13 protein-coding genes and 1 riboswitch are annotated in these 12,975 nt (G+C 66.7%); of the genes, 10 read left to right on the top strand and 3 right to left on the bottom strand.

From position 1 onward, the window contains the following. The first annotated feature begins 27 nt into the window (after positions 1–27). Entirely contained in the window at positions 28–1,494 is a 1,467-nt protein-coding gene (locus BUB20358_RS17005; RefSeq protein ID WP_006765386.1) for a glutamate synthase subunit beta, read from the top strand. Between the two features lie 307 nt (positions 1,495–1,801). Here BUB20358_RS17005 and BUB20358_RS17000 read toward each other — a convergent pair whose 3' ends face one another. Both BUB20358_RS17000 and BUB20358_RS16995 read right to left on the bottom strand, forming a co-directional pair. Continuing rightward, positions 1,802–2,086 (bottom strand): contact-dependent growth inhibition system immunity protein, encoded by a 285-nt coding sequence (locus BUB20358_RS17000; protein WP_081293619.1) that lies wholly within the window; start codon positions 2,084–2,086, stop codon positions 1,802–1,804. A gap of 10 nt (positions 2,087–2,096) precedes the next feature. Next, positions 2,097–2,930, bottom strand: a complete 834-nt coding sequence (locus BUB20358_RS16995) for an RNase A-like domain-containing protein (RefSeq protein ID WP_045552491.1) — start codon at positions 2,928–2,930, stop codon at positions 2,097–2,099. Between the two features lie 536 nt (positions 2,931–3,466). Here BUB20358_RS16995 and thpR point away from each other — a divergent pair. Then, the gene (gene thpR / locus BUB20358_RS16990) at positions 3,467–4,063 is read left to right on the top strand and encodes an RNA 2',3'-cyclic phosphodiesterase (RefSeq protein ID WP_006765385.1); all 597 of its coding nucleotides are present in this window, start codon (positions 3,467–3,469) and stop codon (positions 4,061–4,063) included. Positions 4,064–4,137: 74 nt separating this feature from the next. On the opposite strand, the gene BUB20358_RS16985 is transcribed toward thpR, so the two are convergent. Further along, positions 4,138–5,907, bottom strand: a complete 1,770-nt coding sequence (locus BUB20358_RS16985) for an ABC transporter ATP-binding protein/permease (protein WP_035973169.1) — start codon at positions 5,905–5,907, stop codon at positions 4,138–4,140. A gap of 271 nt (positions 5,908–6,178) precedes the next feature. Beyond that, positions 6,179–6,301: riboswitch (TPP riboswitch) on the top strand. A 231-nt stretch (positions 6,302–6,532) separates the two neighbouring features. Between BUB20358_RS16985 and BUB20358_RS16980 the strand changes: the two genes are divergently transcribed. From BUB20358_RS16980 to BUB20358_RS16945, 8 genes are all read left to right on the top strand, one after another. Next, complete coding sequence (locus tag BUB20358_RS16980; protein ID WP_006765383.1) at positions 6,533–7,669, top strand: FAD-dependent oxidoreductase; 1,137 nt, start codon at positions 6,533–6,535, stop codon at positions 7,667–7,669. 32 nt (positions 7,670–7,701) lie between these two features. Beyond that, complete coding sequence (gene thiS / locus BUB20358_RS16975) at positions 7,702–7,899, top strand: sulfur carrier protein ThiS (RefSeq protein WP_006765382.1); 198 nt, start codon at positions 7,702–7,704, stop codon at positions 7,897–7,899. Positions 7,900–7,937: 38 nt separating this feature from the next. Then, entirely contained in the window at positions 7,938–8,753 is an 816-nt protein-coding gene (locus BUB20358_RS16970; RefSeq protein ID WP_035973167.1) for a thiazole synthase, read from the top strand. Further along, on the top strand, positions 8,750–9,856 hold the full coding sequence (gene thiE / locus BUB20358_RS16965; protein ID WP_035973165.1) for a thiamine phosphate synthase: 1,107 nt from the start codon (positions 8,750–8,752) through the stop codon (positions 9,854–9,856). The genes BUB20358_RS16970 and thiE overlap by 4 nt, the downstream gene beginning before the upstream one ends. Before the next feature lie 102 nt (positions 9,857–9,958). After that, positions 9,959–10,780 (top strand): ABC transporter ATP-binding protein, encoded by an 822-nt coding sequence (locus BUB20358_RS16960; protein WP_006765379.1) that lies wholly within the window; start codon positions 9,959–9,961, stop codon positions 10,778–10,780. Further along, positions 10,777–11,544, top strand: coding sequence for a lipid asymmetry maintenance ABC transporter permease subunit MlaE (mlaE, locus tag BUB20358_RS16955; protein WP_006765378.1), 768 nt, complete (start codon positions 10,777–10,779; stop codon positions 11,542–11,544). Before BUB20358_RS16960 ends, mlaE begins: the two co-directional genes overlap by 4 nt. 24 nt (positions 11,545–11,568) lie before the next feature. After that, the gene (gene mlaD, locus BUB20358_RS16950) at positions 11,569–12,129 is read left to right on the top strand and encodes an outer membrane lipid asymmetry maintenance protein MlaD (protein WP_006765377.1); all 561 of its coding nucleotides are present in this window, start codon (positions 11,569–11,571) and stop codon (positions 12,127–12,129) included. Positions 12,130–12,165: 36 nt separating this feature from the next. Next, a partial coding sequence (locus BUB20358_RS16945) for an MlaA family lipoprotein (RefSeq protein WP_174905091.1) occupies positions 12,166–12,975 on the top strand: 810 nt, incomplete at its 3' end.

The raw sequence follows: 12,975 nt of genomic DNA, 5'->3' as shown, positions 1-12,975 counted from the left end.
CCGATACACCGAACAGAAGAGCACCTTATGGGCAAGGCAACCGGTTTTCTGGAGTTCGAACGCCGCCACGAGGCGTACGAAGCACCGCTCACGCGCGTGAAGCACTACAAGGAATTCGTCGCGGCGCTGTCCGATGCGGACGCGAAGATCCAGGGCGCGCGCTGCATGGATTGCGGCATCCCGTTCTGCAACAACGGCTGCCCGGTCAACAACATCATCCCGGACTTCAACGATCTCGTTTACCGCCAGGACTGGCAGCAGGCGATCGAAGTCCTGCATTCGACGAACAACTTCCCCGAGTTCACGGGCCGCATCTGCCCGGCGCCGTGCGAGGCCGCGTGCACGCTGGGGATCAACGACGATCCGGTCGGCATCAAGTCGATCGAGCACGCGATCATCGACAAGGCCTGGGCCGAAGGCTGGGTGAAGCCGCTGCCGGCCGAACACAAGACGGGCAAGAAGGTCGCCGTCGTCGGCTCCGGCCCGGCGGGCCTCGCCGCTGCGCAGCAGCTTGCGCGCGCCGGCCACGACGTGACGGTGTTCGAGAAGAACGACCGGATCGGCGGGCTGCTGCGTTACGGAATCCCCGATTTCAAGCTCGAGAAGTGGCTGATCGACCGCCGGATGCGCCAGATGGAAGCGGAAGGCGTGACGTTCCGCACGAGCGTGTTCATCGGCAAGGATCCGCTGCCGGAATCGATCGGCAACCTCGCGAAGGAAACGATCTCGCCGGAGAAGCTGAAGGAAGAATTCGACGCGGTCGTGATCGCGGGCGGCTCGGAAACGCCGCGCGATCTGCCGGTGCCGGGCCGCGAACTGGCCGGCATCCATTTCGCGATGGAGTTCCTGCCGCAGCAGAACCGCGTGAACGCCGGCGACAAGCTCGTCGACCAGCTCGTCGCGAAGGGCAAGCACGTCGTCGTGATCGGCGGCGGCGACACGGGTTCGGACTGCGTCGGCACGTCGAACCGCCACGGCGCGAAGCACGTCACGCAGTTCGAACTGCTGCCGCAGCCGCCGGAAGAGGAAAACAAGGCGCTCGTGTGGCCGTACTGGCCGATCAAGCTGCGCACGTCGTCGTCGCACGAAGAAGGTTGCGAGCGCGACTGGGCGGTCGCGACGAAGCGCTTCGAAGGCAAGAACGGCAAGGTCGAGAAGCTGATCGCGGTGCGCGTCGAGTGGAAGGACGGCAAGATGCAGGAAGTGCCGGGTTCCGAGTTCGAGATGAAGGCCGATCTCGTGCTGCTTGCGATGGGCTTCACGCAGCCAGCCGCGCCGGTGCTCGAAGCGTTCGGCGTCGCGAAAGATGCGCGCGGCAACGCGCGCGCGGCAACCGAAGGCGATCGCGCGTACTACACGTCGGTCGACAAGGTGTTCGCGGCCGGCGACATGCGCCGCGGACAATCGCTGGTCGTCTGGGCGATCCGCGAAGGCCGCCAGTGCGCGCGTTCGGTGGACGCCTATCTGATGGGACATTCGGAACTGCCGCGCTGAATATTGCCGGCGGAGTTCGTTGCGATGAAAGCCGGGCGCTCGGGAGGGCGCCCGGTTTTTTTGTATTGCGATCGTCTGAGAGCAGTGATGTGTCGAGTTTTGTCGGGCAGCTGCATTTGCTTTTGTCGGTGCCGTTGTCGGCAGCCTGATCGGCGCGTCGATGCGATATATCCATGGATCAAGCGCTAAATGACGGCGGTAACATACGTCGATCCAACGCGCGTTCCGGTCCTGCCGGGTGGCGGCGTCATTTGCACGACTACGGCACAGGCGCGGCTGCCGGCCGGCCAGGATGCGCTTTAATCCGTCAAAGCAGCAGTCTTTTAATTTCTTCGAGAAACGATTTCGCTGTATGGCCCCATAGGTCTACGCCGAACCATTTGCCGAATTGATTTTCAAAAGCGTCTTCCAAGTCGGTGGGATGAAGTGAAATGAAGTCGTCTATGTCAAAAAGTAGCTTTTTTCTTTCGGTTTCAGTCGAGGAATTGACGTAATCGGCAACGATTTCCGGAATCGTATTTCCAAATAGATCGAAATCCTGGCCGAAGTAGATGGAAATAAACTGATCGAGTTCGACGTGTGTCGTATTCAAACGGGGCTCCTTACAACAGGAAAGCGGTCAGGATGAAGTATGGCATCTCGTTGTATGCGGTCATTTTGGTGATGATCATTATTTTTGTTGAATTGGAAACGGTGCCCGCTCCTCGCGCGAGCGTGTATCCGACCGTGTGACCGACATCACCTATGATCCGAAGCGTGCTGTTGCGCGTGGCCGAGCTTGCCCATCGCTGAATTTGAAGCGCCTGAGCTCGCATGACTTCCGAAATAGCGCGTTCCGCTGTCTGGAGATCGATAAACGATGATGCGAAGCGAAGATGGGGCTCCAACATCAGCCTTTTCTTCAACTGCTCTTCCGTTTTGCCGACATGCTTGGCGATCGTATGTCCGCCCAACCTCGGGTTGACCGCCGTCGCCTCATGCCGAATCAAATCGATCCGCCCCGCCGTGATGCTCGACGCCCGAATCGCCTTGATCGCGCCTGCGAGCCCGAACGGCACCGCAAGATCCAGCGACAATCCCACATGATCGGCCATTTCCGGCGGCGCTTTTGCTGCGTCGACGAGCTTGCTCACGCCGTGCTGCAGCAGTGCGCTCGTCTGTCGCCCGGTCCAGATCTGTTTCAGACCGGCCGCCGCGGTGTCCGCGCCGTGTACGCCGAACGCGACACAACCGAGTTTCGTGAGACCCGTCGGCTCCGGCGCGATGCATAACGCCGCGGCCCCCGTCATCTCGAGCACGCCGCCCACGACCTGCAGGCCGCCCCATAAGCGGTTGCTCAACATCTCGCCCGGACTGATCGTCTGGCGCTTCAGTACCGCAGCCAACTGGGCCGCACTCAGTACGATCCGAACTTCACCGTCGTGGTCCTCGCGCATCGTTTCTCTCAGATTGAAATAAAAATGAAAGAAACGATGCTAATGCGCTGATTGAACGGATATTTTTTGAGATCTGCGACAGCGGGGCGAATCCACGAGCCAATGCGGCTACCGAGCGGACCGAAATACTGCAAATTGCAAACGAAGAGCGGCGTGGACGACACCACAACCTATGCGTCCCGCAATCGCTGGCGTTGGCGCCCGGCGCGTTTGGCGTCAGGAACAGCGATTACGCGACATTGACCTGGCGAAGCATTGTGTCGACCGACGTGCGTTGCAGCGGTTGCTCGTCGTGTGGGCATCCGCGAAGACTGCCCTGTACGCAAGGTCGGTTGGGGCGTATTCCGGACTGATGCGGGAAGCGTACTTTGAGCATCACGTGGAAACCGGCGTCCGAGAGGGCACGCGGTTTTTGCAATTGCAAAGGAGGTCCGTGTGCGACGCATTTCTCCGTATTTTTCGCGACGCGTCACCTACCCTAATGACATTCAGGGCCGATTTTTAGCCGTCTCAGTCGCTGTTTGCGAGGACACCGGATGGGAGCACACGTGCATGGGGCCGTCGAAGCCGTCAACGGCCACCGCCTTCGCGCATTCGTCGCGCTGATGCCCGATCCGGCATCGCGCGACGCGCTGCACGCATTGCCGGTCACTCGCGGCGCGCGTCGCACGCCGTCCGCACAGTTGCACGTGACGCTCGCGTTCATCGGCGCGATCGAACGCGAACGGTGCGATGCGCTTGCGGCGCGCCTGCCGGCACTGGCGGCCGCGCATTCGCTGCCGTTGCTGCCGGTCGAACGGATCGCGTGGTGGCCGAGCTTGCCGCGTGCACGGCTGATCGTCGCGGAACTCGCGGCGGATCCCGCCTGCGCGGCGCTGAATGCCGGGTTGTCGGCGGTGTTGGCGGAACTCGGCGTGCCGGCCGACCGTCGCCCGTTCCGGCCGCACGTGACGCTCGCGCGGTTGCCGCGCGACGCGGTCGGCCAGCCGGCGCACGGCGGCGCGCCGGGGCGGTCGGTCGCACTGCGCTTCGACGCGCTGACGCTGTTCGAAAGCCGGTTGTCGCACGACGGCGTGTCGCATCGGCCGATCGTGTCTGCGCCGGTCGTGCCCGCAGGGCAGACGGGCAGCTAGGCCGCACACCGCAATACGGGTCTCCATACGAAGAAAGGCCGGCGCATCGCGCGCCGGCCTTTCATTTCTCGACGTTACGCGGCGACCTTGTCGCTGTCGTTCACGCGCTCCACGTTGATCGTGCCGACATGGAACGCGGCGAGCGACTCGCGGTGCGCGATGCTGACGATCGCCGCCTTCGGCAGCCGTTCGGCGAACAGGTGATAGAGCCGCGCCTCGTTGTCCGCGTCGAGCGCGCTCGTCGCTTCGTCGAGGAACAGGAAGTCCGGCTTGTGCAGCAGCACGCGCGCGCCGGCGAGGCGCTGCTGTTCGCCGGGCGACAGCACGCGCGTCCAGTGGGCGGTCTCATCGAGCCGGTCGACGTAGTCTTCGAGGCGGCACGCGCGCAATGCGTCGCGGCACGCGTCGTCGCTGAACGCATCGGGCGTGGCCGGATACGTGAGCGCGGCCTTCAGCGTGCCGATCGGCAGGTAGCTCGTCTGCGGCACGAACATCATCCGCGCGCCGACCGGCGCGTCGATCGCGCCGTCGCCGAACGGCCAGAGGCCTGCGAGCGCGCGCATGAACGTGCTCTTGCCGGAGCCCGACTTGCCGACGACGAGCCAGCGCGAGCCCGGTTCGATCGTCACGTCGCCGATGTTCGCGAGCGCGTTGCCGTTCGGCAGCGACAGCTTCAGCGACGACGTCGACAGCTTCGCGGCGTCGACGTAGTGCAGGTTGATGCCGCCGTGCTCGGTCGCGGGCGACAGGCTTTCCTTCAGATGCGACGTGCGCATCACGCGCTTGAATTCGCGCAGACGGTTGACGGTCGCGCGCCATTCGACGAGCGTCGCGTAGCTGTTGATGAACCACGAGAAGGAATCGCTGACCGTGTTGAACGCGGACGAGATCTGCATCAGCACGCCGAACGAGAACGCGCCTGCGAAATAGCGCGGCGCCGCGACGACGAGCGGGAAGATGATCGCGATCTGCCCGTAGAAGCTCAGCACGAACGTGAGGCGCTTCGTGTACTTCATCACGCGCCACCAGTTGTCGCGGATGCGCATGAACAGGCCGTGCGCATTGCCGTTCTCGGTCTTTTCGCCGTCGTAGAACGCGATCTGCTCGGCGTTCTCGCGCACACGAATCAGCCCGAAGCGGAAGTCGGCCTCGACGCGCTGCTGCTGATAGTTGATCGACACGAGCGGATGGCCGACCTTCTGGATGATCAGCGAGCCGACCACCGCGTACAGCGCGGCTGCCCACACCATGTAGCCGGGAATCGCGATCGGCGTCGCGCCGAGCGTGAACGTCAGCGCGCCGGCGAGCGACCACAGGATCGTGATGAACGACACGAGCGTGACGACCGTCGACAGCAGGTCGAGCGACAGCGACAGCGTAGTGGTCGCGAACGACTGGAGGTCGTCGGTAATCCGCTGGTCGGGGTTGTCGGCGAGGCGGTCGCGCTCGATCCGGTAGAACGCGCGATCGCCGAGCCACTGCGCGAGAAAGCGTTCGGTGAGCCACTGACGCCAGCGGAAGCCGAGCATCTGCCGCAGATAGCGGCCGTACACGGCGAGGATGATGAAACCGAACGCGAGCGCGGAGAACTGCATCAGCAGGTTCGGGAAATCGTGCACGTTCTTCGACTGCAGCGCGTTGTAGAACTGCGCGTTCCACTTGTTCAGCTGGACGTTGATCCAGACCACGCAGAGGTTGATCGCGATGATCGTGACGAGCAGCGCCCACGCGACTTTCCATTCGGACGACACCCAGTAGGGCTTGATGAGGCTCCATGCGGATACCGGGCGCTCGTCCTGCGGCGCGTCGGAGGCGGAGCGGACGGGATCGATCGATTGGGTCATGTGCTTCCTGATGAGTGGCCGGCGCGCGGGCCGGGCGAAACCGGACGCGCGCCGCGATACGGCATGCCGGTGCGAGGCGCCCGACTGACCGCGGGCGCTCGGATGGTGGCCCGCGCGTCTTAAACGGCGCTTAAGGGCCGGCGGTGACGCGGCAACCGGCCGCTCGCGCGGCCGGCCTGCGGGCATTGTGCCAGAGCGGCGCCGGCCGACGCTCGAATTCGCCGAACGGGGACAGTTTGCGGCGCTTTCCGCTTTTATGGTCTAATGGCCGACGACGAAACAGGGGTGCTTCGTGTGCGGCCGGCAGGCGTTCCGGCAGGCGCCGCGAGGCTGAGAAAGACCCTTCGCACCCGATCCGGGTAATACCGGCGAGGGAAGTTTCCGATCCCGCCGGGCCGCGCTGGCCGCCATCCCATTGTCAGCGCCCGAGTTCCGCCCGGCCGGCCTTCGTTGCCGGTTTCGTCCTTTGGGTACGCGCGTCGCGCGTTACGGAAGGAATGATGACCGCTCAAACTTCAGTCTTTTGTCCCGCTGCCGATCCGATGTCATGTGCGTCCGCACGTGGCCGCGCATGCACGTCGCGACGCGTATCGCGCACGTGCCCCGGCCGCGAGGAGGGCGCGCAATGAACGTCGCCGCTTCCCGGCCGGACTTCGCGGTGCTCGGCGGCGGCCTCGTCGGCCGTCTGATCGCCTGGCGGCTCGCGGGCAACGGGCATCGCGTCGCGCTCTACGAGCGCGGCGGCCCGGACGGCGAGCAGTCGGCCGCGTGGATCGCGGCCGCGATGCTCGCGCCGCTCGCGGAGGCCGCAAGCGCGGAACGGCTGATCGCCGAGCTCGGCGCCGCGTCGCTTGCGCGCTGGCCGCAGTGGCTCGCCGAGCTGCCCGAACCGGTGTTCTTCCAGCATCACGGCACGCTCGTCGTCTGGCATCACGCGGATCGCGCGGAAGCGCCGCTGTTCGAGCGCCGCGTGTACGCGAACGCGCCGGCCGACCTGCTCGACGGCGGCTTCGTGACGCTCGCGGGCGCGCAGATCGATGCGGCCGAACCCGCGCTCGCAGGCCGCTTCGCGCGCGGGCTGCTGCTGCCGCGCGAAGGCCAGCTCGACAATCGGCAGGCGCTGCGCGCGCTCGCGGTCGGTCTCGCCGAACGCGGCGTCGATCTGCACTGGCACGTCGCGATCGACGATGCGAACCTGCCGGACGCCCGTTTCACGATCGATTGCCGCGGGCTCGGTGCAAAAGCGGCGCTGCCCGCGCTGCGCGGCATCCGCGGCGAAGTCGCGCGCGTGCACGCGCCGGGCATCGGGCTCACGCGGCCCGTGCGGCTGCTGCATCCGCGCTATCCGCTGTACATCGCGCCGAAGCAGAACGATCTGTACGTGATCGGTGCGACCGAAGTCGAAGGCGAGGACATGTCGCCCGTCAGCGTACGCTCCGCGCTCGAACTGCTGAGCGCCGCGTTCTCGGTACATCCGGCGTTCGGCGAGGCGCGCATCCTCGAACTGAATGCGCAGTGCCGTCCGACGCTGCCCGATCATCGCCCTGCGGTGATCTGGGACGGCGCGACGACGCTGGCCGTCAACGGCCTGTACCGGCACGGCTTCATGATCGCGCCGGAAGTCGCGCACGCGGCGGTCGCGCTGGCCGAAGCCGCGCTCGGCGGCGCATTCGGCGACGCCGACGCATTCGCCGCGTGGCGCGATGCGGCACGCTGGCCGGCGCTCCTTCATCACCGCGACGACGCGCATCAGCCGGCCTGACGCGCGCCGCCGCCCGATTCCGACGAAGCCTCATGGATATCCAGATCAATCAACAGACGCTGACGCTGCCCGACGGCGCGACGGTCGCCGACGCGCTCGCCGCGTACGGCGCGCGTCCGCCGTACGCGGTCGCGCTGAACGGCAACTTCGTCGCGCGCACGCAGCACGCGGCGCGCACGCTGGCGGCGGGCGACAAGCTCGACGTCGTCCATCCCGTCGCGGGCGGCTGAGCGCCGCCGGTTCGTCCCCGCTCTTCCAGGAAAACGCCATGACGTCCCTCACCTCCGCCGATGCGCTCACGCTGTACGGCGAAACCTTCGCGAGCCGCGTGCTGCTCGGCACGTCGCGCTATCCGTCGCTGCAGTCGCTGTCCGACTCGATCGCCGCGTCGCGGCCCGGCATGGTGACGGTCGCGCTGCGCCGCCAGATGACGGGCGGCACGGCCGAAGCCGGCTTCTTCGATCTGCTCAAGCGCCACGCGGTGCCGCTGCTGCCGAACACGGCCGGCTGCCAGACCGTCGCCGAAGCCGTGACGACCGCGCACATGGCGCGCGAAGTGTTCGAGACCGACTGGATCAAGCTCGAGCTGATCGGCGACGACTATACGTTGCAGCCCGACCCGGTCGGGCTGATCGAAGCGGCCGCGCAACTGGTGAAGGACGGCTTCAAGGTGCTGCCGTACTGCACCGAAGATCTGGTGATCGGCCGACGCCTGCTCGACGTCGGCTGCGAGGCGCTGATGCCGTGGGGCGCGCCGATCGGCACGGGCAAAGGCGTCGTGAACCCGTACGGGCTGCGCGTGCTGCGCGAACGGCTGCCGGACGTGCCGCTGATCGTCGATGCCGGGCTCGGCGTGCCGTCGCATGCATGCCAGGTGATGGAATGGGGCTTCGACGGCGTGCTGCTGAACACCGCCGTGTCGCAGGCGACGCATCCCGAAATCATGGCGCGCGCATTCGCACAGGGCGTCGAAGCCGGCCGGGCCGCGTATCTCGCCGGCCCGATGGACGCGCGCGAGACCGCGCACGCGAGCACGCCGGTCGTCGGGATGCCGTTCTGGCACCAGGACGGGAGCGGCGCATGACGGTGCGCTTCGCCGATGCATTCTGGCCGCCGGCCGATGAACTGGCCGAAGCGGCCGAACGGATTCGCGCGCGTCTCGGCGACTGGCCGCGCGGCTCGGCGCCGTGGCGCCTGTGCTTGGCGACGCCCGACGCGCCCGCGGACGGCGACGTGCTGATCGTATCGGCCGGCGACCGCGCGGGCCAGGCGCGCGCGTCCGCGGTGTCGCGGCCGGTGTCGCCGGACGCGGTCGCGATCGAGTTCGGCGAGCAGCATGCGATGCTGCATGCGGCCGGCGCGCGCCATGCGCTCGAGGCCGCGCATCCGCTCGCCGACGACTGGATCGCGGCGCTCGCCGCCTTTCTCGATTGCGGCTTCGCGCCGGTCGACGCGCTCGTGCTCGCGCTCGCGTGGTGCGACGGCGACGAGACGCGCAGCGCCGATGCGTGGCCGATCGACGCCGCTCGCTTTCCGCGCATCGCCGGGCTGCCCGCCGCGCCGGAGCCGCCATTTCCGCCGTGCCCCGCGCAGCTCGGCCTCTATCCGGTCGTGCCGACCGCCGACTGGGTCGAGCGCGTGCTGGATTGCGGCGTGCGGACCGTGCAGCTGCGCATGAAGAGCGCGACGCCGGACGTACTGCGCCGGGAAATCGCCCGGGCGGTCGCGGCGGGGCGCCGTTATCCGGATGCGCGCGTGTTCGTCAACGATCACTGGCAGATCGCAGCAGAAGAGGGCGCGTACGGCGTTCATCTAGGCCAGGAGGACGTCGAAACCGCCGATCTTGCCGCGATCGCGCGCGCCGGGCTGCGGCTCGGGCTGTCCAGCCACGGCTATTACGAGATGCTCCGCGCACTGCACGAACGGCCGAGCTATCTTGCGCTCGGTCCGGTGTTCGCGACCGCGACCAAAGCGGTCGCCGCGCCGCCGCAGGGCCTTGCGCGGATCGCCCGCTATGCGCGCTTCGCGGGCGCGCGTGCGCCGCTCGTCGCCATCGGCGGCGTCGCGCTCGACACATTGCCTGACGTACTGGCGACGGGCGTCGGCAGCGTCGCGGTCGTCAGCGCGGTGACGGGCGCGCCGGATTATCGGGCGGCGATCGTTGCGTTGCAGCAATGTTTTCCCTGACAATTTGACAATCGTTGACCGCCGGGCTCGAAACGGCGACACGACATCATTCCGATGCAGGCCCTATAATTCGGCGTTCTGCGTAAAAGGACTGTCAGCTCCGTGAGCCCCTCTCCTACCGAGACACTGCTGGAACTCCGCGACGTCGACTTCGGCTACGGCGACCGCCTCGTCCTGTCGAACCTGAACATGCGCTTCGCGCGCGGGCAGGTGGTCGCCGTGATGGGCGGCTCCGGTTGCGGCAAGACGACCGTGCTGCGCCTGATCGGCGGTCTCGTGCGCGCGCGCCGCGGCGAGGTGCTGTTCGACGGCGCCGACGTCGGCGCGCAAACGCGCGACGGCCTGTACGCGCTGCGGCGCAAGATGGGCATGCTGTTCCAGTTCGGCGCGCTGTTCACCGACATGTCGGTATTCGACAACGTCGCGTTCGCGCTGCGCGAGCACACCGACCTGCCCGAAGACCTGATCCGCGACCTCGTGCTGATGAAGCTCAACGCGGTCGGCCTGCGCGGCGCGCGCGACCTGATGCCGTCCGAGGTGTCGGGCGGGATGGCGCGCCGCATCGCGCTCGCGCGCGCGATCGCGCTCGATCCGCAGCTCATCATGTACGACGAGCCGTTCGCGGGCCTCGATCCGATCTCCCTCGGCATCACCGCGAACCTGATCCGCACGCTGAACGAGGCGCTCGGCGCGACGTCGATCCTCGTCACGCACGACGTGCCGGAATCGTTCGCGATCGCCGACTACGTCTACTTTCTCGCGAACGGCGGCGTGATCGCGCAAGGCACGCCCGACGAGCTGCGCGCATCGACCGACCCGAGCGTGCGCCAGTTCATCGACGGCGCGCCGGACGGCCCGTTCAAATTCCATTACACAAGCCCGCCGCTCGCTGCGGATTTCGGGCTCGGCGGAGGGCGCGCATGATCAGCGCGATCGGACGTTACGTCATCGGCGGCCTCGAACGCGCGGGCTACGGCACGCGCCTGTTCGTGCGCCTCGTGCTCGAATTCTTCCCGCTGCTGCGCCGGCCGCGGCTCGTCACGAAGCAGATCCATTTCCTCGGCAACTATTCGTTCGTGATCATCGCGGTGTCGGGGCTGTTCGTCGGCTTCGTGCTCGGGCTGCAGGGCTACTACACGCTGAACCGCTACGGATCGGAGCAGGCGCTCGGCCTGCTGGTCGCGCTGTCGCTCGTGCGCGAGCTCGGGCCGGTCGTCACCGCGCTGCTGTTCGCCGGCCGCGCGGGCACGTCGCTCACGGCCGAGATCGGCCTGATGAAGGCCGGCGAGCAGCTCACCGCGCTCGAAATGATGGCCGTCGATCCGATCAAGAACGTGATCGCGCCGCGCATGTGGGCCGGGATCATCGCGATGCCGCTACTCGCCGCGATCTTCAACGCGGTGGGCGTGCTCGGCGGCTATTTCGTTGGCGTCGTGCTGATCGGCGTCGATCCGGGCGCGTTCTGGTCGCAGATGCAGAGCGGCGTCCAGGTGTGGGCCGACGTCGGCAACGGCGTGCTCAAGAGCATCGTGTTCGGCTTCGCCGTGACGTTCATTGCACTGTTTCAAGGGTATGAAGCGAAGCCCACGCCCGAAGGCGTGTCGCGCGCGACCACGAAGACGGTCGTGTTCGCGTCGCTCGCCGTACTCGGCCTCGATTTCCTGCTGACCGCGCTGATGTTCAGCTAAGCCTCAGCCAAGCCAAATTTTGGGATGACGATGAAAAAGACTGCTCTCGACTTCTGGGTCGGCCTGTTCGTGGTGGTGGGCTTCCTCGCGTTGCTGTTCCTCGCGCTGAAGGTCGGCAACATGAGCTCGCTGTCGTTTCAGCCGACCTACTCGGTGAGGATGAAATTCGACAACATCGGCGGGCTGAAGCCGCGCGCGGCCGTGAAGAGCGCCGGCGTCGTGGTCGGCCGCGTGAAGTCGATCGGCTTCGACACGAACACGTATCAGGCGGTGGTGACGGTCGATCTCGACAGCCAATACCCGTTCCCGAAGGATTCGTCCGCGAAGATCCTGACGTCGGGCCTGCTCGGCGAGCAGTACATCGGGCTCGAGCCGGGCGGCGACACCGAAATGCTGAAGGCCGGCGATACGATCACGATGACGCAGTCCGCGATCGTGCTCGAGAACCTGATCGGCCAGTTCCTGTACAGCAAGGCGGCGGATGCGGGCGGCTCGAAGCCGGCCGCCGGCGCGCCGGCGGCGCCTGCCGCGCCCGCACCGGTGGCGGTGCCGGCATCGGCCGTGTCGGGCTCGGCGGCCCAATAACCACACGAGAGAATACAAGACAAGAGGGTAAAGACCATGCAGACGATCCGCATCAGGCACGCCGCGCTCGCGGTGGCGGCAGTCGCCGCATTGAGCGGCTGCGCGACCGTGCAGACGCCGACCAAGGGCGATCCGTTCGAAGGCTTCAACCGGACGATGTACAAGTTCAACGACACCGTCGACACGTACGCGCTGAAGCCGGTCGCGAAGGGCTACCAGTACGTGGTGCCGCAGCCGGTGCGCGACAGCGTGACGAACTTCTTCTCGAACATCGGCGACGTCTACATCGCGGCGAACAACATCGTGCAGCTGCGGATCGCGGACGGCGTCGGCGACCTGATGCGCGTCGTGATCAACACGGTATTCGGCGTCGGCGGCCTGTTCGACGTCGCGACGCTCGCGAAGCTGCCGAAGCACACGGCCGACTTCGGGATCACGATGGGCCGCTACGGCATGCCGTCGGGCCCGTATCTGGTGCTGCCGCTGCTCGGGCCGAGCACGCTGCGCGACACCGCGGGCCTCGGCGTCGACTACGTCGGCAATCCGCTCACGTACGTGAAGCCGGATGGCCTGAGCTGGGGCCTGTTCGGCGTGAACCTCGTCAACACGCGCGCGAACCTGCTCGGCGCGGGCGACGTGCTCGACGCAGCCGCGCTCGACAAGTATTCGTTCGTGCGCAACGCGTATCTGCAACGTCGCCAGATGCTGATCGACAACGCGCGCGGCGAAGCGAGCTCGCAGGCGGGCAACGACGCGCTGCCGAAGTACGACCTGCCGGACGACGGCGCGGCGCCGGCAGCGGGCGCAGCCGGGACGGCCGGCGCGGCGGCGGTGGGGGGCGCAGCG

The organism is Burkholderia dolosa (genome assembly GCF_902499135.1).
GTDB classification, from domain to species: domain Bacteria; phylum Pseudomonadota; class Gammaproteobacteria; order Burkholderiales; family Burkholderiaceae; genus Burkholderia; species Burkholderia dolosa.
The sequence above is the reverse complement of the archived record's forward strand: the minus strand, read 5'-3'. Positions and strand labels throughout refer to the sequence as shown.